This is a genomic window from Streptomyces dryopteridis (assembly GCF_049606955.1).
GTDB lineage: Bacteria > Actinomycetota > Actinomycetes > Streptomycetales > Streptomycetaceae > Streptomyces.
This window is the reverse complement of record NZ_CP187113.1, coordinates 1,817,867-1,840,026: the sequence shown is the minus strand read 5'-3', so window position 1 is coordinate 1,840,026 and position 22,160 is coordinate 1,817,867. Positions and strand designations below refer to the sequence as shown.

21 protein-coding genes are annotated in these 22,160 nt (G+C 75.5%); 14 read left to right on the top strand and 7 right to left on the bottom strand.

The window, feature by feature from the left end:
* Window positions 1-426: 426 nt before the first annotated feature.
* The 4 genes from ACN20G_RS07485 to ACN20G_RS07470 all read left to right on the top strand — a co-directional run bounded on the left by ACN20G_RS07485 (window position 427) and on the right by ACN20G_RS07470 (window position 3,569).
* Complete coding sequence (locus tag ACN20G_RS07485; protein ID WP_424211942.1) at window positions 427-1,017, top strand: suppressor of fused domain protein; 591 nt, start codon at window positions 427-429, stop codon at window positions 1,015-1,017.
* 100 nt (window positions 1,018-1,117) lie between these two features.
* Window positions 1,118-1,756, top strand: coding sequence for a DUF6758 family protein (locus ACN20G_RS07480; protein ID WP_424211941.1), 639 nt, complete (start codon window positions 1,118-1,120; stop codon window positions 1,754-1,756).
* A 133-nt stretch (window positions 1,757-1,889) separates the two neighbouring features.
* The gene (locus ACN20G_RS07475; protein ID WP_424211940.1) at window positions 1,890-2,756 is read left to right on the top strand and encodes a PHP domain-containing protein; all 867 of its coding nucleotides are present in this window, start codon (window positions 1,890-1,892) and stop codon (window positions 2,754-2,756) included.
* 207 nt (window positions 2,757-2,963) lie between these two features.
* On the top strand, window positions 2,964-3,569 hold the full coding sequence (locus ACN20G_RS07470; RefSeq protein ID WP_424211939.1) for a MarC family protein: 606 nt from the start codon (window positions 2,964-2,966) through the stop codon (window positions 3,567-3,569).
* A gap of 118 nt (window positions 3,570-3,687) precedes the next feature.
* Here the strand turns inward: ACN20G_RS07470 and ACN20G_RS07465 are convergent, their stop codons facing one another.
* The 3 genes from ACN20G_RS07465 to ACN20G_RS07455 all read right to left on the bottom strand — a co-directional run bounded on the left by ACN20G_RS07465 (window position 3,688) and on the right by ACN20G_RS07455 (window position 7,128).
* The gene (locus ACN20G_RS07465; RefSeq protein WP_424211938.1) at window positions 3,688-3,840 is read right to left on the bottom strand and encodes a hypothetical protein; all 153 of its coding nucleotides are present in this window, start codon (window positions 3,838-3,840) and stop codon (window positions 3,688-3,690) included.
* 101 nt (window positions 3,841-3,941) lie between these two features.
* Entirely contained in the window at window positions 3,942-4,808 is an 867-nt protein-coding gene (locus ACN20G_RS07460) for an alpha/beta fold hydrolase (protein ID WP_424211937.1), read from the bottom strand.
* Between the two features lie 130 nt (window positions 4,809-4,938).
* Entirely contained in the window at window positions 4,939-7,128 is a 2,190-nt protein-coding gene (locus tag ACN20G_RS07455) for a DEAD/DEAH box helicase (RefSeq protein ID WP_424211936.1), read from the bottom strand.
* 458 nt (window positions 7,129-7,586) lie between these two features.
* Here ACN20G_RS07455 and ACN20G_RS07450 point away from each other — a divergent pair, with 458 nt between their 5' ends.
* Window positions 7,587-8,351 carry a ferritin-like fold-containing protein gene (locus ACN20G_RS07450; RefSeq protein ID WP_424211935.1) on the top strand — a complete coding sequence of 255 codons (765 nt, stop codon included), beginning with the start codon at window positions 7,587-7,589 and terminating at the stop codon, window positions 8,349-8,351.
* An 82-nt stretch (window positions 8,352-8,433) separates the two neighbouring features.
* On the opposite strand, the gene ACN20G_RS07445 is transcribed toward ACN20G_RS07450, so the two are convergent.
* The 4 genes from ACN20G_RS07445 to ACN20G_RS07430 all read right to left on the bottom strand — a co-directional run bounded on the left by ACN20G_RS07445 (window position 8,434) and on the right by ACN20G_RS07430 (window position 10,348).
* Window positions 8,434-8,745: a hypothetical protein gene (locus tag ACN20G_RS07445; protein WP_424211934.1), complete on the bottom strand. Its 312-nt coding sequence runs from the start codon at window positions 8,743-8,745 to the stop codon at window positions 8,434-8,436.
* A gap of 146 nt (window positions 8,746-8,891) precedes the next feature.
* Window positions 8,892-9,119 carry a DUF3107 domain-containing protein gene (locus tag ACN20G_RS07440; RefSeq protein ID WP_424211933.1) on the bottom strand — a complete coding sequence of 76 codons (228 nt, stop codon included), beginning with the start codon at window positions 9,117-9,119 and terminating at the stop codon, window positions 8,892-8,894.
* A gap of 175 nt (window positions 9,120-9,294) precedes the next feature.
* A complete protein-coding gene (locus tag ACN20G_RS07435) occupies window positions 9,295-9,942 on the bottom strand; it encodes a TetR/AcrR family transcriptional regulator (RefSeq protein WP_424211932.1) in 648 nt (215 codons plus the stop codon).
* A 190-nt stretch (window positions 9,943-10,132) separates the two neighbouring features.
* Complete coding sequence (locus ACN20G_RS07430) at window positions 10,133-10,348, bottom strand: hypothetical protein (protein WP_424211931.1); 216 nt, start codon at window positions 10,346-10,348, stop codon at window positions 10,133-10,135.
* Between the two features lie 222 nt (window positions 10,349-10,570).
* Between ACN20G_RS07430 and ACN20G_RS07425 the strand changes: the two genes are divergently transcribed.
* From ACN20G_RS07425 to ACN20G_RS07385, 9 genes are all read left to right on the top strand, one after another.
* Entirely contained in the window at window positions 10,571-11,545 is a 975-nt protein-coding gene (locus tag ACN20G_RS07425) for an alpha/beta fold hydrolase (protein WP_424211930.1), read from the top strand.
* A 181-nt stretch (window positions 11,546-11,726) separates the two neighbouring features.
* Window positions 11,727-12,935, top strand: coding sequence for a DUF3152 domain-containing protein (locus ACN20G_RS07420; RefSeq protein ID WP_424211929.1), 1,209 nt, complete (start codon window positions 11,727-11,729; stop codon window positions 12,933-12,935).
* 104 nt (window positions 12,936-13,039) lie between these two features.
* Window positions 13,040-13,135, top strand: a complete 96-nt coding sequence (locus ACN20G_RS07415; RefSeq protein WP_424211928.1) for an Ms4533A family Cys-rich leader peptide — start codon at window positions 13,040-13,042, stop codon at window positions 13,133-13,135.
* 266 nt (window positions 13,136-13,401) lie between these two features.
* Window positions 13,402-15,150, top strand: a complete 1,749-nt coding sequence (locus ACN20G_RS07410; RefSeq protein WP_424211927.1) for an ABC transporter substrate-binding protein — start codon at window positions 13,402-13,404, stop codon at window positions 15,148-15,150.
* Between the two features lie 107 nt (window positions 15,151-15,257).
* Window positions 15,258-16,169 carry an ABC transporter permease gene (locus ACN20G_RS07405; RefSeq protein WP_424215412.1) on the top strand — a complete coding sequence of 304 codons (912 nt, stop codon included), beginning with the start codon at window positions 15,258-15,260 and terminating at the stop codon, window positions 16,167-16,169.
* Window positions 16,166-17,176, top strand: a complete 1,011-nt coding sequence (locus ACN20G_RS07400; protein WP_424211926.1) for an ABC transporter permease — start codon at window positions 16,166-16,168, stop codon at window positions 17,174-17,176. Before ACN20G_RS07405 ends, ACN20G_RS07400 begins: the two co-directional genes overlap by 4 nt.
* Complete coding sequence (locus ACN20G_RS07395; protein ID WP_424211925.1) at window positions 17,173-18,855, top strand: dipeptide ABC transporter ATP-binding protein; 1,683 nt, start codon at window positions 17,173-17,175, stop codon at window positions 18,853-18,855. The genes ACN20G_RS07400 and ACN20G_RS07395 overlap by 4 nt, the downstream gene beginning before the upstream one ends.
* A 628-nt stretch (window positions 18,856-19,483) precedes the next feature.
* Entirely contained in the window at window positions 19,484-21,151 is a 1,668-nt protein-coding gene (locus ACN20G_RS07390; RefSeq protein WP_424211924.1) for a glycosyltransferase, read from the top strand.
* Complete coding sequence (locus ACN20G_RS07385; protein ID WP_424211923.1) at window positions 21,148-22,116, top strand: hypothetical protein; 969 nt, start codon at window positions 21,148-21,150, stop codon at window positions 22,114-22,116. The genes ACN20G_RS07390 and ACN20G_RS07385 overlap by 4 nt, the downstream gene beginning before the upstream one ends.
* Window positions 22,117-22,160: the final 44 nt, after the last annotated feature.

The following is a 22,160-nucleotide window of genomic DNA, read 5'->3' as shown; positions in this document are numbered from 1 at the left end:
GACCCGTGGGCCCGCTCTGCCGCACTGCGTGGCGGCGTCGGGACCGGGAGGCTCCCCCCGCGGGTCCGGGGCCCGTTCGGAGGTACGGCGGCCGACGCGGAACGCGGGGTCGCCGTACGGGCGGACGGGCCCGGAACGATCCGCGTGCGCGGCGGAGGGGTCCGGGTGGGTCGGTGGTGTCAGGAGCGGCGGCGGCCCGGGTGGGGGCCGGTATGCGGGGAAGAGCTGCTCGTACTGCCCGATCGACTTCGATCCACCGCAGCCCCACCTCCTCCGGCCGGTCCCCCGTGGGGGAAGTCCTGACGGCCGGGGCGCGTGATCACCGCGAAGAGACGCGGGAGCCCTGGCCGGCGGTCAACAGTAGCAGTCGGTACTTGCCCAAAGGGCTGTCTTTACCCGCGCGATACGCGTTCTATGCTCGCGGGCATGGCTGAACTTCTCGCTCTCGTGGAGGCCCGGCTGCGCACCGCGCTCGGCGAACCCGACGCCCGTGCCGCCGTCACCTTCCTCGGCACCGACCGGATCGAGGTGCTCCGCTTCCTCTCGCCCGAGGACGGGCTGGTGCGCTACGCGACCCTCGGCATGTCCGCGCACCCCATGACCGATCCCACCGCGATGGTGGCCGACCCGGTGAAGGGGCCGCGCGCCGAACTCGTGCTCACCGTCCGCGCGGGCCTGGCCGACACCGACAAGGTGCTCCGGCCGCTCGCCGTGCTCGCCGCCGCCCCGCAGGTCGAGGGCCTGGTGGTGGCGGCCGGGGCCTCGCTGGACACGGGGGAGCCGCTGTGGCCGGGCGCCCCCTTCTCCTCCGTCCTGGTGGCCGAGTCCGGCGGGCTGGTGCCGGACCTGGAGACCGACCCGCCGCTGGAGCCGGTGCGCTTCCTGCCACTGCTGCCGATGACCGCGAACGAGGCCGCGTGGAAGCGGGTGCACGGGGCGACGGCGCTGCGCGAGCGGTGGCTGGCGCGCGGCACGGACCTGCGCGACCCCCGCCGGGTCTCGGTGGCCCTGGACTGAGCCCCCCCCGGCGCCCGCGCCCGGGGCAATCCGCCCCGATCGCATCCGGACGGGTGATCGTCCCTTGACGCGGCGCCGGCCGGGGAGGACCGTGCTCCCTATGAGGGGCGAACCGAGTTGCCCGAAGTGCGGTGGTCGGGTCAGGGCGCCCGGCCTCTTCGCCGACACCTGGAACTGCGGTGCCCACGGTCCCGTGCAACCCCTGCAACCGGTGCTCCCGCCGAGCGTCGAGGGGCTCGGGGTGATCGTGAACCGCTCCCGGGTGCCGGTCTGGATGCCCTGGCCGCTGCCCGTGGGCTGGCTGTTCACCGGGGTCGCGGCGGCCGGCGACGACCGTTCCGGGGTCCGGGCCACGGCCGTGGCCTGCTCCGGACCCGGCCCGCTGGGCGGGATCGGGGAACTGCTGCTGGTCGCGGAGGAACTGGGCGTGGGCCTGGGGGCCCGGTACGCGGGCATCGACGGCCCCGACCCCGGCACCGCGATCGACGTGAGCTCCCCGCCGCACGCCAAGGTGGTCGCGGCCGGCCGGCCCACCCCCCTGTGGCACGTCAAGGGCGCTCCGGCGGACCGGGCGGTGTTCGCGGGCGAGGCGCGCGGGCTGTGGCTGTGGGCGATCGTGTGGCCCGAGCAGTCGGGGCTGCTGATGTACGACGAACTGGTGCTGACGGACCTGCGGGACGCGGGCGCCGAGGTGGAGCTGCTGCCCTGCGGGGCGCTCTCGCCCCGGGTGCTGGGCTGACCCCGGCGCTCCCCGGGCGGGCGCGTCCGCCCGGGTGGGCTCGGGCACGGGTGTAGCCGGGGGGCCGGGAGGGACTTACGGCCCGGTTATCCTGAGGTGTCCCGTCCGTCCGTTCGACCCCTGGAGCCGTGCCGTGCGCATCGACCTGCACGCCCACTCCACGGCCTCCGACGGCACCGACACCCCCGCCGAACTGGTCGCGAACGCGGCCGGCGCGGGGCTGGACGTGGTGGCGATCACCGATCACGACACCGTCGCCGGGCACGCCGAGGCCCTGGCCGCGGCCCCCGAGGGGCTGACCGTCGTGCCGGGCGCCGAACTCTCCTGCCGGCTCGACGGCATCGGCCTGCACATGCTGGCCTACCTCTTCGACCCGGCCGAGCCGCACCTGGCGCGCGAGCGCGAGCTGGTGCGGGACGACCGGGTGCCGCGCGCGCGGGCCATGGTCGCCAAGCTCCAGGGTCTGGGCGTGCCCGTGACCTGGGAGCGGGTCGCGGAGATCGCGGCCGGCGGCTCGGTGGGCCGGCCGCACCTGGCGACCGCCCTGGTGGAGCTGGGCGTGGTCGCGAGCGTCTCGGACGCCTTCACCCCGATGTGGCTGGCCGACGGCGGTCGGGCGCACGCGGAGAAGCACGAGTTGGACCCGTTCGACGCGGTCCGGCTGGTCAAGGCGGCCGGCGGGGTCACCGTGTTCGCGCACCCGGCGGCCGTCAAACGCGGTCGGGTCGTGTCCGACGAGGCGATAGCGGCGCTCGCCGAGGCGGGGCTGGACGGGATCGAGGTGGACCACATGGACCACGACGACCCGACCCGGGCCCGGCTGCGCGGGCTCGCCGCCGAGCTGGGCCTGCTCGTCACCGGCTCCAGCGACTACCACGGCAGTCGCAAGACCTGCCGGCTCGGGGAGTACACCACCGATCCCGAGATCTACGGCGAGATCACCCGCCGTGCCACGGGCGCCTTCCCGGTGCCCGGCACGGGTGGACGCGCCGGGGGCTGAGCCCTCGGCCGGGCCCGCCGCGCGGGTCCGTCTCCCACCGGGTCGGCGCGCGGTCGTGCGCCCGCTCCCGTCCCTCACCCCCTTCTCCCACCCGTCGCGTGTCGCGCCGGCCGTCCGTCCCCGGGCGGGCCGGGCCGGCAGCGTGGCGCGCCCGTGCGCGCGCCGACCGTTCGTTCTTCCGTCACTTCGCAAGGCCAAGGCATCACCGTGTTCGACATCGCCGTGTTCGGCTCGCTCTTCCTCACCCTGTTCGTGATCATGGATCCGCCGGGGATCACCCCGATCTTCCTGGCGCTGACCTCCGGCCGCCCGGCGAAGGTGCAGCGCCGGATGGCCTGGCAGGCCGTCTGCGTGGCCTTCGGCGTGATCGCGGTGTTCGGCCTGTGCGGCCGGCAGATCCTGAACTACCTGCACGTATCGGTGCCGGCGCTGATGATCGCGGGCGGTCTGCTGCTCCTGCTGATCGCGTTGGACCTGCTCACGGGCAAGACCGACGAGCCCAAGCAGACCAAGGACGTGAACGTGGCGCTGGTGCCGCTGGGCATGCCGCTGCTGGCGGGGCCCGGCGCGATCGTGTCGGTGATCCTGGCGGTGGAGAAGGCGGACGGCTTCGGCGGTCAGCTCTCGGTGTGGACCGCGATCCTGGCGATGCACCTGGTGCTGTGGCTGGTGATGCGGTATTCGCTGGTCATCATCCGGATCATCAAGGACGGCGGCGTGGTGTTGGTGACCCGGCTCGCGGGCATGATGCTCTCCGCCATCGCGGTGCAGCAGATCATCAACGGCGTCACGCAGGTCGTGAACGGAGCCTGAGCCCCAGTAGCCCCTTCGCGCGTCTGCGCACATGCGAACGCCCCCGTATCGCCACGTCATGGCGATGCGGGGGCGTTCGGGTCGGTTGGTGCCGATCAGTGGATCGGCCGAGGGTGGATCAGGAGGACGCGGACGCTGCCGGTCGGATCAGAATGCGCTGGCCCACGGCTGCGGCCTGCTGCACGATCCGGTTGACGGAGGCCGCGTCCACGACGGTGCTGTCCACGGCACTGCCGTCGACGTCGTCAAGGCGCAGAATCTCGAAGCGCATGATGCTTCTCCCTTCGTCGGTGTGTGTACTTCCTGTACCCGTGCTAACGAAGTGTATGGAGCAAACATTCCCTACGCTAAGGAAATTTTTCGCCAGCCTAACTATGAGCGGTGCGCAGACTCCCAGAACCGGATCAACGCACCCGCTGTGACCTGCGGTTTCTCCGCGTTCGGCGAGTGTTCCGACCCCTCGATTGTGATCCGCGTCGCATTCAGGGTTTCGGCCATGCTGTCCATCCATGCCACCGGCCAGACCGGGTCCCGGACCCCCGACAGCACCAGCTTCGGCAGGTCCGGCGCGCGCTCCGCCAGCTCCGCCGTGCGGTCCGGCTCGTCCATCAGCGCCCGCCCCGTCCCGATCAACTGCTCCGGCACCGTCCCCAGCCACCGCCGCCGCAGGAACGCCGTCAGCTCCGGCGACTCCTCCGCGATCCCGTCCGGGCTCTCCGCCCGCATCGCCTCCCACACCGCCGGCATGTCGTCACCCAGCAGCTCCAGGCCCGTCACCAGCAGTTTCGTGCGCGCCCGCTGCTCCTCGCAGACCGCCCCCGGGCCGCTGCTGAGCAGGGTCAACGAGGCGAACGGGGCCGGGTCCCGCAGCACGGCCGTGCGCGCCACCAGGCCGCCCATCGAATGCCCCAGCAGGTGCACCGGGCCCGCCGCGCCCAGGGCCGCGACCTGCGCGTGCACGTCGGCGGCCAGCTCCGCCAGGGTGTACGCCGACTCCTCGCGCGGCCCCGGGCTCTCGAACTGCCCGCGCCCGTCCACCGCCACCACCCGGTACCCGGCGTCCGCGAGCGGGGCCAGGAGGCCCACGAAGTCCTCCTTGCTGCCCGTGTAGCCCGGCACCAGCAGTGCCGTGCCCGCGCCCGCCGCGCCGGCCTCGTGGACGGCGAAGGGGCCGCGCGCGGTGTCGAGGACCCGGGCCCGGGCGCCGGGGGGCAGGGTCAGGAAGGGAGGCTTGCTCATGGCCCGAGGCTACCGAGCCGGGGGCGGCCGGGGGAGGCGCCGGCGGGGCCGGTGCGGCCGGTCGTGGGAACGCCGACGGCCCCGGTCCCCCTCGCGGGGGCCGGGGCCGTGGACGTGCCGTGGGCCGAACCTACGCCTCGGGGGTCTCCGGGGCGGTCTCGGCCTTCTTGCGGGTGCGACGACGCGGGGCGGCCGGGGCCTCCTCGCCCGCGGCGGCGGCCTCGGCGGCCTTCGTCGCGGCGGTCTTGCGGGTCCGGCGGGGCTTGGCCGGGGCCTCCTCGGCGGGGGCCTCGGTCACCGCTGCGGTCTCGACGGTCTCGGCGGCCTTGGCGGCGGCCGTGCGGCGGGTCCGACGCGGGGCCGCGACGACCTCCTCCGCGCCCTCGACGGTCGCGGCGGCGGCCTCGGCGGCCTTCGTCGCGGCGGTCTTGCGGGTGCGGCGGGGCTTGGCCGGGGCCTCCTCGGCGGGGGCCTCGGTCACCGCTGCGGCCTCCACGGCCTCGGCGGCCTTGGCGGCGGCCGTACGGCGGGTGCGGCGGGGCTTGGCGGCCGCCTCCTCCGTGATGGCCTCGGCGGCCTCCACGACGGCCTCGGCGGCCTTCGCGGCGGCGGTCTTGCGGGTGCGGCGGGGCTTGGCCGGGGCCTCCTCGACGGGCGCCTCGGCCACGGGGGCCTCGGTCACCGCGACGACGGCCTCGGCGGCCTCGACCGGGGCGGTCTCGGCCTTCTTGCGGGTCCGGGTCCGACGACGCGGCTCGGCGGCCGGCTCGGCCACGACGGCGGCGGCCGGGGCCGGCTCCGTCACCACGGGCACCACCGGGGCGGCCTCGACCGGCGCGGCCTGCGCCGGCGCGGTCTCGACCGGGGCGACGACGGCGGCCTGCGCCGCGCGGCTCGCGGCCGTGGACCGGGTCCGACGACGACGCGGGCGGCGCGGGCCCTCCGACGCGGGGTCACCGGCCGGGGTCACCGGCGCGGCCGACTCGGCGGCCGGGGCCTCGCCCTGCGCGGGCAGCTCGGAGCCGCCGCGCAGCCGACGCCGCTGACGCGGGGCGCGGGTGCGCTCCGGACGCGGGGCGCGCTCCTCGACGCGGGCGGCCGGCGCGGCGGCCTTGCGGCCGCGCCCACCGGTCTCGCCGAGGTCCTCGACCTCCTCGGCGCGCAGACCCGCGCGGGTCCGCTCGGACCGGGGCAGGACGCCCTTGGTGCCGGCCGGGATGTGCAGCAGCTCGTAGAGGTGCGGCGAGGTGGAGTAGGTCTCCTGCGGGTCGTGGAAGTCCAGCCCCAGCGCCTTGTTGATGAGCTGCCAGCGCGGGATGTCGTCCCAGTCGACCAGGGTGACGGCGGTGCCCTTCGCGCCCGCGCGGCCGGTGCGGCCCACGCGGTGCAGGAAGGTCTTCTCGTCCTCGGGGGACTGGTAGTTGATGACGTGGGTCACGCCCTCGACGTCGATGCCGCGCGCGGCCACGTCGGTGCAGACCAGCACGTCCACCTTGCCGTTGCGGAAGGCGCGCAGCGCCTGCTCGCGGGCGCCCTGGCCCAGGTCGCCGTGGACGGCGCCCGAGGCGAAGCCGCGACGCTCCAGCTGCTCGGCGATGTCGGCGGCGGTGCGCTTGGTGCGGCAGAAGATCATCGCCAGCCCGCGGCCCTCGGCCTGGAGGATGCGGGAGACCAGCTCCGGCTTGTCCATCGAGTGCGCGCGGAACACGTGCTGGGTGGTGTTGGCGACGGTCAGGCCCTCGTCGTCCGGCGTGGTCGCGCGGATGTGCGTGGGCTGCGACATGTAGCGGCGGGCGAGGCCGATGACGGCGCCCGGCATCGTCGCCGAGAACAGCATCGTCTGGCGCTTGGCCGGCAGCAGGTTGATGATCTTCTCGACGTCGGGCAGGAAGCCCAGGTCGAGCATCTCGTCGGCCTCGTCCAGGACCAGCGCCTTGACCTTCGACAGGTCGAGCTTGCGCTGGCCGGCGAGGTCGAGCAGGCGGCCGGGGGTGCCGACGATCACGTCGACGCCCTTCTGGAGGGCCTCGACCTGCGGCTCGTAGGCGCGGCCGCCGTATATGGCCAGGACGCGCACGTTGCGCACCTTGCCGGCGGTCTGGAGGTCGTTGGTGACCTGCGTGCACAGCTCGCGGGTCGGGACGACGATGAGGGCCTGCGGGGAGTTCGTCAGCTCCTCGGGGCGCGAACGGCCCGCCTCGACGTCGGCGGGGACCACGACGCGCTCCAGCAGGGGCAGGCCGAAACCGAGGGTCTTGCCCGTGCCGGTCTTGGCCTGGCCGATGACGTCCGAGCCCGAGAGGGCGACGGGGAGGGTCATCTCCTGGATGGGGAAGGGGGAGGTGATGCCGACGGCTTCGAGGGCTTCGGCGGTCTCGGGAAAGATCCCGAGGTCTCGGAACGTAGTCAGGGTGCTGCCTCTTCTGTGAGACGCGGCGCGAGGCGGCGAGAGGGGGGTCGTACCGTGCCGGGCTTTCGTACTGCCACGTACCAAGCTGCGCGGGACCACTGCCATCGCTCAAGCGCTCGTACCGCTGAGGGGGCCCCTCATGGGCGGTGACGCGCGGGGCGCGTACCGCGGCGAGGGCGGTCGGTTTGGAGCCGATCGGGCCACCGACCGGGCATCCTCATTCGGATGGCCCGCCGAGTGCTCGGCAGGCGCAATACCACTGTACCCCCAAATCGTGCAGGTGTGCCGGGTGAATTCCGGCACTCCGGCCGTTCCCGCCGCTCACGACGGTGCCGTGACCGGTTGCGGAGCGGGCTATTGTGCGGAGCATGTCGACCGAAGAGAACGCCGCCCCCGACACGAACGCGCCCGAAGCCGAGCCGACGCCCGTCGGGATCGCCGCGCAGGACTGGGACACCGCCTCCGCCTCCCCGCAGTACCGCGCCGCCGTCGTGGACCTGCTCGGGGCGCTCGCGTACGGGGAACTCGCGGCCTTCGAGCGGCTCGCCGAGGACGCCAAGCTCGCCCCCGGCCTCGACGACAAGGCCGAACTCGCCGCGATGGCCTCCGCCGAGTTCCACCACTTCGAGCGGCTGCGCGAGCGGCTCTCGGCCATCGGCGCCGAGCCCACCGCCGCCATGGAGCCCTTCGCCAAGGGCGTCGACGACTTCCACCGCCAGACCGCCCCCTCCGACTGGCTGGAGGGCCTGGTCAAGGCATACGTCGGCGACTCCATCGCCAGCGACTTCTACCGCGAGGTCGCCACCCACCTCGACACCGACAGCCGCGCCCTCGTGCTCGGCGTCCTCGACGACACCGGGCACGGCAACTTCGCCGTGGAGAAGGTCCGCGCCGCGATCGAGGCCGACCCGCGCGTCGGCGGCCGGCTCGCGCTGTGGGCCCGCCGGCTCATGGGCGAGGCCCTCTCGCAGGCCCAGCGCGTGGTCGCCGAACGCGACGCCCTGTCCACCATGCTCGTGGGCGGGGTCGACGGCATGGCCGCCGGCTTCGACCTCGCCGCCGTCGGCGAGATGTTCACCCGCATCACCAAGGCGCACACCAAGCGGATGGCCGCCCTCGGCCTCGCCGCCTGATCGGCCCCCTCGGCCGTCGTACGCCCGGTGAGCTCACCCGGCGTCCGGCGGCCGTGCGCGTCGGCCCTCCGCCGATCCCGGATCAGCCGCCGGACGGGAGGGAAAACGGAGCCTGCCGGGGCGCCCGCGACGGGCGGTGCGAGGGACGCAGGAACAGGGCCACCGCCACCGCCCCGACGAAGGCCGCGCCCAGCAGCGTGAACAGCGGGCCGCCGTGCCCGGGGCCGAACGCGAACCGGGTGATCAACGCCCCGGCCACCGCCCCCGTCACCGTGCCCACCAGCACCGATCGCGGGGTCGGCAACCGGCCGGGCAGCCGGCGCAACGCCAGCCAGGCCAAGGCGGTCCCCAGCGCGGCGGAGCCGAGCAGTTCGAACAGGGGCGTCAGCGGCATCGAGGTCCCTCCCACCTGCGGAGCAAAGCGTGTCGCAGCCTCACTACCCGAAGCGGAGGAAACGGAAACGGCCCGGTGGAGAGATCCACCGGGCCGTGATCCGCGCTCGACCGCGCCACGAGCGGGCGCGGGTCGGTGCCGGAGCCTCAGGCGGCGCCGAAGCCCACCTTGCGGACGGCGGGCTCGCCGATGTCGACGTACGACAGGCGGTCCGTCGGCACGAGGACCTTGCGGCCCTTGGCGTCGGTGAGGGAGAGCAGCGGGGTGGCGCCGGTCAGGGCGGCCGTGACGGTGCTCTCCAGCTCCTCGGCGCTCAGTTCGGTCTCCACGACGATCTCCCGGGGTGCGTGCTGCACGCCGATCTTGACCTCCACGGCTATGTCCCTTCCGACGACATCCGGATGTGCGCGATCACGCACCGTACTCCGGACACACTAGCCCGGGGGAGGGACCCGTACGGAGTACGGCGAGGACGCTGGGAGCGAACACGGACGGCGCCGGCGCGACCCGTCACGGGGTCCCGCCGGCGCCGTCCGCCGCTCTCCGCGCTCAGTGCTGCTCGTGGCCCTCGCCGTGCAACGGGAAGCCCGCGATGCCGCGCCAGGCCAGCGAGGTGAGCAGCGACACCGCCGTGTCCCGGGGCACCGGGCTCTCGCTCGACAGCCAGTACCGTGCCACCACCTGCGAGACCCCGCCCAGACCCACCGCGAGCAGCATGGACTCGTCGGTGGACAGGCCGGTGTCCTCCGCGATCACCTCGGAGATGGCCTGCGCGCACTGGAGGGAGACCCGGTCCACGCGCTCGCGCACGGCCGGCTCGTTGGTCAGGTCCGACTCGAAGACCAGCCGGAACGCGCCGCCCTCGTCCTCCACGTACGCGAAGTAGGCGTCCATGGTCGCCGCGACCCGCAGCTTGTTGTCCGAGGTCGACTCCAGAGCCCCGCGCACCGCCGTCAGCAGCGCCTCGCAGTGCTGGTCCAACAGGGCCAGGTACAGGTCCAGCTTCCCGGGGAAGTGCTGGTACAGCACCGGCTTGCTGACCCCGGCGCGCTCGGCGATGTCGTCCATCGCGGCCGCGTGGTAGCCCTGCGCGACGAACACCTCCTGGGCCGCGCCCAGCAACTGGTTGCGTCGGGCTCGACGGGGCAACCGCGTGCCCCGCGGGCGCGCCGCCTCGGTCTGCTCGATGGCTGTCACGCCGCCTCCCACTTTCTCCGTCGATCTCAGTGCGCCGCGCACCGCGCCCGCCATCGTACTTTTCGGTAACCGGATCCGGGGGGTCGAAAGCGAGTTTTCTCGCGGTACGGACGACCCCGATCGATCCCGGTCCGGGCGCGACGGGCGTGGTCAGGGGCCGGACGGGGGTGCGTCCGGGGGCCCGGCGAGGTCAGCGGTACTCCTCCTCGTCGAGGGTGACGACCCGTGCCTGTTCGGCCAAGTCGCCCTCGGCGGCGGTGTCGCGGTCGCGGGACCCGGGCGGGTCGTCCTCGGTGGGGGTCAGCTCGGTGTGCTGCTCGGCGGCGTCCGCCTCCGGCGCCTCGGCGTCGGCTTCGCCGTCCCAGGCGGAGTCGAAGGTGTCGGGCTCGGCGGGATCGACGGTCATGGGACTGTCCTCGTTTCTCTCCGGGCTCTGCCGGTCGGTGGTGTCCTGCCCCGCGTCTGCCCCGAATCCCCCGGCGCCCTCCTCCCGCAGCCTCTCCTCTACGAGCGTAGGAGGAAGGCCGACCGCCCGCTACGCGGGGCGCGGGAGGCGGACGGGACCCCTGTGACGGCCGCCACAAGCGGGGGATCGGGCGCCGGCGTGATCTTCTCGTAACATTGCCGCATGTCGTCCACCGAACTCCCCGTTCCGCCCCCGCTGACCAGCGGATTCCCGCAGGTCGGAAGCCCGGTCCGGGTGGCCGACGGGGAACGGCTGCGCCGGGTGGAGCTGCCGGGGCTCACCCTCTCGGTGCGCTCGCGCCCCTCCGCCCGCGAGGACCTGCCGCCCGCCCTGTTCGTGCACGGCCTCGGCGGCTCCTCGCAGAACTGGTCGGCGCTGATGGAACTCCTCGCCGACACCCTCGCCTGCGAGGCAGTGGACCTGCCCGGGTTCGGGGACTCCCCGCCGCCCGTCGACCGCGACTACTCCGTCACCGCGATGGCCCGCGCCGTGATCCGGCTGCTCGACTCCGCCGGCCGCGGCCCCGTGCAACTCGTCGCCAACTCCCTCGGCGGGGCCGTCGCCACCCGCGTGGCCGCCGTCCGCCCCGACCTCGTCGCCGGGCTCACCCTGATCTCCCCGGCCCTGCCCGAGATCCGGGTGCAGCGCTCGGCCGTGCCCACCGCCCTGCTCGCCCTGCCCGGGATGGCCGGCCTGCTGGCCCGCGCGGGCGGCGGACTCACCGCCGCGCAGCGCACCCGCGGGGTCATGGGCCTGTGCTACGGCGACCCGGGCCGGGTCACCCCGGAGGGCTTCCGGTACGCCGTGGAGGAGATGGAACGGCGGATGGCGCTGCCCTGGTTCTGGGAGGCGCTGGCCCGCTCCGCGCGCGGCATCGTCGACGCCTACACCCTGGGCGGGCAGCACGGGTTGTGGCGGCAGGCCGAACGCGTGCAGGCGCCGACCCTGCTCGTCTACGGTGGACGCGACCGACTGGTCTCGGTCAGGATGGCCCGCCGCGCCGCCGTCGCGTTCCGCGGGGCGCGCCTGCTGGTGCTGCCCGAGGCCGGACACGTGGCGATGATGGAGTATCCCGAGATCGTCGCCGCCGCCGTCACCGACCTGTCGCGGGCCGGCGCCGACCACGAACAGGACTGAGGCCGACACGGTGGGACGACACAGTCGCAAGGCCCCGGCCGACGGCGCACGGCCGGACGCCGGGGCCGCCCCGGCCCCCGCTCCCGACCCCGCCGCCCGTCCCGCGCACCCCGGCCCGGCCGCGCACCCCGATCGGGCCGGTCACCCGGCATACCCCGGGCACGCGGGGCACACGGGTCGCATGGACGACATCGAGCACGTCGAGACCCGCTCCCCCTTCGGGCACCCGCCCCGCCGCGAACCCGACCGCCCCTGGGGCCCCGACGTCACCGGCGAGACCCTGTACGGCGATTGGCAGGGCGTGCCCCGTCCCGCGCGCACCCGCACCGGCGGCTTCCCCGTCCCCCCGCCGCCGCCCGCCGCCCACGCGCCCCGGCCCGAGGCCCCGGCCGCGCCGGAGCGGGACACCGACGGCGGCCGGGACGCCCTGACCGGGACCGGCGCGCACCGGCGGATCCCCGCCCCCCGCCCGGCCCCCGGCACCGACCGCGCCCCCGTCGTCGACCGGCCGGCCCCCGACACCGGCGGCCCCGACACCGGCACCGGTCTCGCCGCGCCCGTCGCCCCGCCCACCGGACGCGGCGTCAAGTTCCGCACCTACACCGGGATGGCCGCCGCCGTCCTCACCACCGCCCTCGCCGTGGTCGTCGCCGGCCAGGTGACGGGGGAGGAGACGGCCCGGCTCAGCGGCCAGGAGAACGCCGCCGGCGAATCCCCGGCGAGCGCCGCCGCCGACGCTCCCGCCTCGGCCGTGCCCAGCCGGGCCCCGGCGCCCGCGCCCACCCCGCCCAGCTACGAACAGCAGATGGCCGCGAGTCAGCCCATCGACCCCAAGCTGACCGCGACCGGCGAGTTCGACACCGTGCCCGGCACCGACAAGGCCCCCGGCAAGGGCACCGTCGTGCGCTACCGGGTGGACGTGGAACGCGGGCTGGGGCTGGATCCCGAGCTGTTCGCGCGGGCCGTGCAGACCACCCTCAACGACCCCCGCAGCTGGGGCGAGGGCGGCAAGCGGACCTTCGAGCGGGTCTCCGACTCCAGCGCCGAGTTCGCCGTCACCCTGGCCAGCCCCGGCACCACCGGCGTGTGGTGCAAGAAGTCGGGGCTGGACATCGCCATCGACAACGTCTCCTGCGACTCGGCCTCCACCGAACGCGTCATGATCAACGCCTACCGGTGGGCCCAGGGCTCGCCCACCTTCGGGCCGGACGCGATGTTCGCCTACCGCCAGATGCTCATCAACCACGAGGTCGGCCACCGCCTCGGTCACGGCCACGAGAGCTGCCGCACCCCCGGCACCCTGGCCCCCGTCATGCAACAGCAGACCAAGACCCTGGACCTGGACGGGATCAAGTGCCTGCCCAACCCCTGGCCCCACCCGCAGGATTGACGGACCCTCAGTGATTCAGGTCGGGTCCGGGGCCGAATTCGGGCCGGCCGGACGGCCGGGACCCGCGTTGACAAGGTGTCCGATCTTCGGTCATTGTTCTGCGCATGTCGACCGAACACACACGCGATGCGAGCGCCGCCCTGGAGCTGGCGCTCTTCGGCGTGACCGCGCACAGCGTGGCCGACATCCTCTGTAGCTGACGCCCGCCCGAGCGCGCGCCGTCGGCCCGTCCCCGTTCCCCGCGAACGGGCCCCGACACCACTCCACCGCGCCCCGGACGGTTCCACGCCCGGGCGCGGCCCCCGCATTCCCCCGCTCCCTCCCCACGTGCCCGGCCCCGCCGCGCACCGGGAGCGGACGCGCACCCCAGCCCCGCCCGGCGTGACCCGCACAGCACCCGACGCGCCCCGGCACACCCCGCCGGCGCCGTCCCGCCCAGGTCCACCACGCCGAGAGGTCCCCTTCGATGTCCCGCCAGTCCTCCGCACCGCGCCGCAGAGCCGCCGCGCTCGCCGTCAGCCTCGTCCTGGCCGGGGGCGCCGTCGCGTGCGGCCCCGAGACCGGGACCGACAAGGCCGCCGACGGCGCCCCCGCCGGCAACCCCGGAAAGCCCGGCACCCCGCAAAAGGGGGGCACCCTCACCGTCCTCAACGCCGAGGCCCAGAGCGACTTCGACCCCGCCCGCCTCTACACCTCCGGCGGCGGCAACGTCCCCTCCCTGGTCTTCCGGACCCTCACCACCCGCAACCGCGAGAACGGCCCCGAGGGCGCCAAGGTCGTCCCCGACCTCGCCACCGACCTCGGCCGCCCCAACGCCGACGCCACCGAGTGGACGTACACCCTCAAGGACGGGCTGAAGTTCGAGGACGGCACGCCCATCACCAGCGCCGACATCAAGTACGGCATCGAGCGCTCCTTCGCCGCCGAACTCTCCGGCGGCGCCCCCTACCTGCGCGACTGGCTCGTCGGCGGCGAGGACTACCAGGGCCCGTGGAAGGACGGCGGCAAGGGACTCGACTCCGTCGTCACCCCCGACGCCAAGACCATCGTCTTCAAGCTCCGCAAGCCCGAGGGCGACTTCCCCTTCCTCGCCACCCAGACCCAGTTCGCGCCCGTCCCCAAGGCCAAGGACACCGGCGTCACCTACGAGGAACACCCCTTCTCCTCCGGCCCCTACAAGGTGGTCCGCAACGAGAACGACGGCGAACGCCTCACCCTGGAACGCAACCCGCACTGGGACCCGGCCACCGACCCCGAGCGCAAGGCGTACCCCGACAAGGTCGACGTCCGCTCCGGCCTCGACCCCGCCGTCATCAACCAGCGCCTGACCACCTCGGCCGGCCCCGACGCCGCCGCCGTCACCACCGACACCAACCTCGGGCCCGCCGAACTCGCCCGCGTCGGCTCCGACAAGGCCCTCGCCGGCCGCGTCGGCACCGGCCACTTCGGCTACGTCAACTACCTGGCCTTCAACCCGAAGGTCGCCCCCTTCGACAACCCGAAGGTCCGCCAGGCCATCGCCTACGCCGTCAACCGCACCAGCGTCGTCAACGCCGCCGGCGGCTCCGCCCTCGCCGAGGCCGGCACCACCTTCCTCCCCGAGCGCGCGGCCTTCGGCCACCTGGCCCACGACCCGTTCCCGGCCGGCGCCACCGGCAACCCGACCAAGGCCAAGGAACTCCTCAAGGAGGCCGGGCACCCCGACGGCCTGACGATCACCCTCACCCACAACACCAAGGCCAACCGCCAGACCGGTCCCGAGATCGCCACCGCCGTCCAGCAGGCCCTCGCCGCCGCCGGCATCACCGTCAAGCTGGAGGGCCTGGAGGACGCCGCCTACAACAAGCGCCGCCAGGACGCCAAGGACACCCCCGGCTTCTTCCTCTCCCGCTGGGGCGCCGACTGGCCCTCCGGCGGACCCTTCCTCGCCCCCATCTACGACGGCCGCCAGATCGTCACCGAGGGCTCCAACTACAACCACGCCCAGCTCGACGACCCCGAGGTGAACAAGGAGATCGACGAGATCGCCAAGCTCACCGACCTCAAGGCCGCCGGGGCCCGCTGGGGCGCCCTCGACAAGAAGATCGCCGACCAGGCCCTCTCCGTCCCGCTGTTCCACCCCGTCTACAAGCGCCTCGTCGGCAAGGACGTCAAGAACGTGGTCATCAGCGACTGGACCGGCGTCCTGGACATCTCGCAGGTCTCCGTCAAGTGACCCAGGCACCCCCCAACCCGCCGGAGGTCTCCGGCGAACCCGCCGTCGCGTCCCCGTCCGGGCGCGACGGCGGGCGGGCGGCGGCGGGGGTCGGGGCCGGGGCGCGCGTGCTGCACGCCGTGCGCCGCGGCCCGGCCGCGCTCACCGCCGCCGCCGTCCTCGCCCTGCTCGTCCTGCTCGCCCTCGCCGCGCCCCTGGTCGCCGCAGTCACCGGACAACAGCCCGACACCTTCCACGACGCCCTCGTCGACTCCGCCCAGGGCGGCGTCCCGATCGGCCCCCTCGGCGGGATCTCCGCCGAACACTGGCTCGGCGTCGAACCCGGCACCGGCCGCGACCTGCTGATCCGCCTCGTGTACGGGGCCCGGATCTCGCTGCTCGTCGCCCTCGGCGCCACCCTCCTCCAGATCGGCATCGGCCTGTTCGTCGGCCTGCTCGGGGCCCTGGGCCCCCGCTGGGCGGACCGGATCGTCGTCCGCGTCACGGACGTGTCCCTCGCCCTGCCGATGCTCGTCGTGGCCGTCGCCCTCACCGCCGTCGTACCCCCCGACTTCCCGCGCCCGCTGCTGCTGATCCTCGTCATCGGCCTGCTCAACTGGGGCGGCACCGCCCGCCTCGTGCGCACCCAGGCCGGGGCCCTGCTCGGCCTGGACTTCGTGGCCGCCGCCCGTCTCGCCGGCAACGGCCCGGTCCGGATCGGCCGCCGCGAACTCCTGCCCTCGCTGGCCGCGCCCCTCATCACGCACGCCGCGATCACCCTGCCCACGGCGATCGTCGTCGAGGCGTCCCTGTCCTTCCTCGGCCTCGGGGTCAAACCGCCCACCCCGTCCTGGGGGCAGATGCTGGCCTCGGCGCAGACCTGGTTCCTCGCCGACCCGCTGTACGTGCTGCTGCCCGCCGGGCTCCTGTTCACCACCGTGCTCGCCTTCACCGTCCTCGGCGACGCCATCCGCACCGCCCTCGACCCGCGCGCCGCCTCCCGGCTGCGGGTCGGCACCCGAAAGGAGCGCGGCCGGTGACCCTCCCGCCGCGGCTCGGCCGCTTCCTCGCGCACCGCCTCGGCGGCGCGCTGCTCGTGCTGCTCGCCCTGTCCGTCCTCGTCTTCGCCCTGCTGCGCCTCGCCCCCGGCGACCCGGCCGTCCTCGTCTGCGGCGAACGCTGCTCCCCGGCCCAACTCGCCCAGGTCCGCGACCGGCTCGGCCTGAACGACGGGCTCTTCACCCAATACCTGCGTTTCCTCGGCGGCCTCGTCGCCGGCCGGGAGCAGTCCGGCGGCGCCGGCACCGTCATGACCTGCGACGCCCCCTGCCTGGGCTACTCCTACCAGGACGACCGCCAGGTCACCGAGATCGTCCTCGAACGGCTCCCGGCCACCTGCTCGTTGGCGATCGGCGCGTTCGCCGTGTGGACCCTCGTGGGCGTCGGCACCGGACTGCTGTCCGCGCTGCGCCGGGGCGGAACCCTGGAACGCGTGTTGACGGTCCTCACCCTCGTCGGCAGCGGCACCCCCGTGTTCATCCTCGGCCTGCTGTTGCTCATGGCCGTCTGCGCCTACCTGCAATGGCTGCCGTTCCCGAGCTACGTGCCCTTCGGCGAGGACCCCGAACAGTGGGCGTGGAACCTGCTGCTGCCGTGGCTCACCCTCGGCCTGTTCGAAAGCGCCAAATACGCCCGCCTCACCCGCAGCGGCACCCTGGAGACCCTCGCCGAGGACCACATCCGCACCTTCCGCGCCTACGGCGTCGGCGAACGCGCCGTCGTCACCCGGCACGCCCTGCGCGGCGCCCTGCCGCCCGTGATCGCCCTCAGCGCCACCGACCTCGGCACGATGATGGGCGGCGCCGTCCTCACCGAGTCCCTGTTCGGCATCCCGGGCCTGGGCAAATCCCTCATCGACGCGGTCCGCGTCGCCGACCTGCCCGTGGTCCTCGGCATCGTCCTCGTCATGGGCGTGGCCGTGGTCCTCGCCGGCCTCCTGGGCGAACTGCTGCACGCCCTCACCGACCGAAGGGTGGTCCTCGCGTGACCCGGGAACACGACACGGGGAGCGCCCCGTTGGTACGGGTGGACGATCTCGTCGTCGACTTCCCCGCGAGCGGGGTCCGCGCCGTCGACGGACTCTCCTTCACCCTGGAGGCCGGCCGCGCCCTCGCCCTCGTCGGCGAGTCCGGCAGCGGCAAGTCCACCGTCGCCGGCGCCCTCCTCGGCCTGCACCGGGGCACCGGCGCCCGTGTCACCGGCTCCGTCCGCGTCGCCGGCGTCGACCCCGCCCACGCCGACCCCGCCGCCCTGCGCGCCCTGCGCGGCGGCACCGCCGCCATGGTCTTCCAGGACCCGCTGAGCGCCCTGGACCCCTACCGCTCCGTCGGCGACCAGATCGCCGAGGTGTACCGCGTCCACCACCCCGCCGGCCGGCGCGCCGCCCGCGCCCGCGCCGTCGCGGTCCTCGACCGGGTCGGGATCCCCGACGCGGCCCGCGCCGTCCGCCGCCGCCCGCACGAGTTCAGCGGCGGCCAACGCCAACGCGCCCTCATCGCCATGGCCCTGGCCTGCGAACCCCGGCTGCTCGTCGCCGACGAACCCACCACCGCCCTCGACGTGACCGTGCAGGCCCGCGTCCTGGACCTGCTGCACGACCTGCGGGTCGCCGACGGCCTCGCCCTGCTCCTGGTCACCCACGACGTGGGCGTCGCCGCCGAGAGCGTCGACGAGGTCCTCGTCATGAAGGACGGCCGCGCCGTCGAACACGGCCCCGTCGAGGCGATCACCCGCGCCCCCGCCCGCCCCTACACCCGCGAGCTCATCGCCGCCGTCCCCCGCCTGGAGGCCCCCCTCCCGCTCCGCGAACCCGCCCCCGACCCGAGCGCCCCGCCCGTGGTCGAGGCGGTCGGACTGCGCCGCGTCTTCGGCCGGGGCCGGTCCGCGCTCACCGCCGTGGACGGCGTGGACCTCGTGGTCCGTCCCGGCGAGACCCTCGGCGTCGTCGGCGAGTCCGGCAGCGGCAAATCCACCCTCGGCCGGATGCTCGTCGGCCTGCTCCCGCCCGACGCGGGCGAGGTCCGACGGGACGGACGACGGGTCACCGGCATCGTGCCCGGCGCCCAGATGGTCTTCCAGGACCCCGTCGCCTCCCTCAACCCGCGCCGCACCGTCGGCGAGTCCGTCGCCGACCCGCTGCGGGCCGCCGGCGAACGCGACGAGAAGACGATCCGGGCCCGGGTCGCCGAACTCCTCGACCTCGTCGGCCTCGCACCCGAACACCGCGACCGCTTCCCGCACGAGTTCAGCGGCGGCCAACGCCAACGCGTCGGCATCGCCCGCGCCCTGGCCCCCCGCCCGAGCCTGATCGTCTGCGACGAGCCCGTCTCCGCCCTCGACGTCACCACCCAGGCCCAGATCGTCGCCCTCCTCGAACGGGTCCGCCGGGAGACCGGCATCGCGCTGGTGTTCATCGCGCACGACCTCGCCGTGGTCCGCCAGGTCAGCGACCGGGTCCTGGTGATGCACCGGGGCCGGATCGTGGAGGAGGGCACCCCGGACGAGGTCTACGACCACCCCCGCGACCCCTACACCCGCGCCCTCCTGGCCGCCGTCCCCACCCTGGACCCCCGCCAGGCCGAACCCCGCCGAGCGGCCCGCGCGACGGCGGAAGCGGCCGAACGGGACCGCACGACCGGCAAGACACCCGCCACGGCCGGGGTCTGACGGGGCCGGGAACGGGCCCCTGGCCGGGCCCCTGGCCGGGCCCCTGGCCGGGGTCGGGGCCCGGACCTCCGCGCGGGCACCGTGCGGTGCCCGCTCCCGCGCCTGCGGCACGTCGCGGCCCCCGGCCGCGTCCGCCTACGGCCCCCGGCCTCGTCCGCCGCCTACCGGCCCCCGGCCGCGTCCGCCGCGCACCGGCCCCCGCCCGCGCGCGTTGCCCCGTGCCGCCCCGTGCCGATCCGCGTTGCCCCGTGCCGCCGTGCCGCCGTGCCGCCGTGCCGCCGTGCCGCCGTGCCGCCGTGCCGCCGTGCCGATGCGGTCCGCGAGACGGTGGCGGCCCGTCGCCCCGGTTCCCCGCACCCCTCCCCGCCCGGCCGTCCCCGCCGCCGGGGCTTTTCGCGAGTGGGTGACGGGGCCCGGACCGCGGGGTGAACGAGCGCGTGAGCGAGAGGCGTTCGTCTACTCGGCACGAACGTCACCCGTACCGGAAAGTTACGAGTCTTCACCCCTTCCGGTGGCGCGACGGACAACCGTCCATCACCGCGATGGCCCATCGGGTTGAGTGCTCTCGCGGCCCGGCGGCGACTGTCGGGACGGCCGGCTTCGACCATCGGAAATGCGGGGTGCCCACGTGCGGATCGGACTGCTCACCGACGGTGGGGCGCGGCTCTGGTGCGAGCGGCTCGTGCGCGGGCTCCCGCAGCACGAGTTCGCCCTGCACGTCCTGGCCCGCGAGGCCGAACCCGCCCCCACCGGGCCCGCCGACGCCGCCCGGTCCCGCGTCGCCGCCGCCCGGACGGCCGCCCTGTGGGCCCCCGGCGACGACGGGCGCGGCCACGGCCGGCGCGACCGCCGCCGCTTCGCCGACGCCCTGCGCGAACTCGTCACCGGGATCTGCGCCGGTACCCCCGAACCCTTCTCCGAGGGGCTGCACGGGCTCGCCGAACTCGCCCGCGACAAGGGCGGCATGTACGCGGCGCTGCGCTCCGAGACCGCGATCCGCGTGATCGAGGCCGGCTGCCGGGCCCGGGGGGTCGGCGGGCCGCTGGCGCAGGCGCGGGTGCCCGATCTGCTGGAGTTCGCCGACGAACTGGAGCGCACCCTGCGCCCGCTGTCGTTGCCCTGGTACGGGCCCGACGCGCTCGGCGGCACCGACCTCGTGCACGCCGCCGCCGGGGGCGTCACCGCCCTGCCGGGACTGCTGGCCAAACGCTTCTGCGGGGTGCCGCTGCTGCTCACCGAGTACGGCTCGCACCTGCGCGGCCAGTACCTCGAACACGGCGGCGACCGCCCCGCCCCGCGCGCCCTGCGCACCGCCCTGCACCAGCGGCTGGCCGCCGAACTGTACGCCGAGGCCGACCTCGTGACCGCCGGCAACACCCACGCCCGCCGCTGGCAGGAACACGCGGGAGCCCCCCGCGACCGGCTGCACACCGTCTACCCCGGCATGGCCGCCGACCGGTTCGCGCCCGTCGCCGAGGCCGCCGAACGCGGGGACCCGGCCGACCCCGACACCCTCGCCTGGGTCGGCCGCCCCGACCCCGCCAAGGACCTCATCGGGCTGCTGCACGCCTTCGCCCGGGTCCGCCGCGCCCGCCCCGCGGCCCGACTGCGCCTGTTCACGGCCACCCCCGCCGGTCCCGAGGGCGCGCGGCACCTCGACGAGGCCCGGTCCCTGGCCGCGCACCTCTTCCCCGACCAGGCCGCGCACGCGCACACCGTCGGCGAGAGCCCCGTCTCCTTCGAGGAGATCGGCGGCCCCGAGGCCCCGACCGTCGCCGACGCCTACGCCGCCGGCCGGGTCCTCGTGCTGTCCTCGGTCGTGGAGGGCTTCCCGATCCCGCTGGTCGAGGCCATGTTGTGCGGCCGGGCCACCGTCTCCACCGACACCGGGGCCGTCTGCGAGGTGATCGGCGGCACCGGCCTCGTGGTCCCGGCCCGCAACCCGGCCGCCCTCGCCGACGCCTGCCTCGCCCTCCTCGCCGACCCCGAGCGCGCCGCCCGGCTCGGCGCGGCCGCCCGCGAGCGCGCCCTGACCCTGTTCACGGTGGAGCGCACGGTCGCCCGCTTCGGCGAGCTGTACCTGCGGCTCGTCGCCCGCGCCGGCGCGCCCCGGCCGACGGGCGACGCGGCCCCCTTCGCCGTCGCCCCCGAGGCCGTCGTCCCCGGCCACTGGACCAGCCCGCACTGGGCCGCGCCCACCGGCGAGCCGCCCGCGCGTGAGACGCCCGCCCGTGAGACGCCCGCGCGGGACGTGTCCGCCGCCCCCACCACCACCGCACCGGAGGTCCCCGTATGACCGCCCCGTCCGCCCCCGCCCCCGACGCGCCCCCCGCGCGCCGCCCCGGCGGCCCCGCCGACCCCGTCACGGGACTGCTGCACCGCCACCGCGAGCTCGTGCACCGCGCCGTCGACCCGCTGGAGATAGCGGCCGGCCTGGAGGCCGCCGGCATCGGCGACCGCGCCGCCGCCCGCTACCGGCACCGCGACGTGTTCTCCCTCGCCGAGGAACTCTGGGCCCGCGGCCCTCGCCGCGAGGACCACCGCGCCGGCGCCGTGCCCACCGCCGAGACCCCCGCGCCCACCACCACGCCCGCGCGCGCGCCCGGCGCCGGACCCGCGCCCCGCGCCTCGCTGCGCCCCGCGCCCGTGGCCCGCGCCCTCGGGCCCGTCGTGCTGCCCGCCGTCCTCGCCGGGGCCGCCGCCGCCCTGCACGCGCCCGCCGGCCTCGTCTGGCTCGCCGCCGGCGCCGCCGTCGCGCTGCCCCTCGCCCCCGGCCGGGTCCGCCGCGACCTGCCCGTCCGGCTCGCGCTCCTGCTGCTGCTCGCGCTCACCGCCGCCGGACCCCTCGCCGACGCCGGCCCCGGCCCCGCCCTCGGCATCGCGCTGGCCGCCGTCCCCGCCCAGCTGTGCGTCCTCGGCCACGCGGCCCTCGTGCGCCGCCGGCTCGCCGGGGCCCGCGGCCTCGACGAGTTCGCCGGCCGGGCCCGTCCCCTGCCCCTCCTCGCGCACCTCGCGCACCTCGCGCTCGCCCTGCCCCTGTGCCTGGCCACCGGCGCCCCCCTCGGCCTGGCCGCCGCGCTGTTCGCCGTGCGCCTGCCGCTCGCGCACGGCGCCCGCCCCGCCCCCCTGATCCTCGCGTGCGCTCTCGCCGCCTTCGGCCCCGCCGGGGCCTGGACCGCCGCCGCCGCGCTGCTCGGCCACGCCCTCGTCACCCTCACCCGGGCCTCCGCCCACACCGGCCCCGCCCCGCGCCCGGCCTGACAGACCCGGGGCCGCCGGCGCCCCCGCCCCAAGCGCCGCGCACG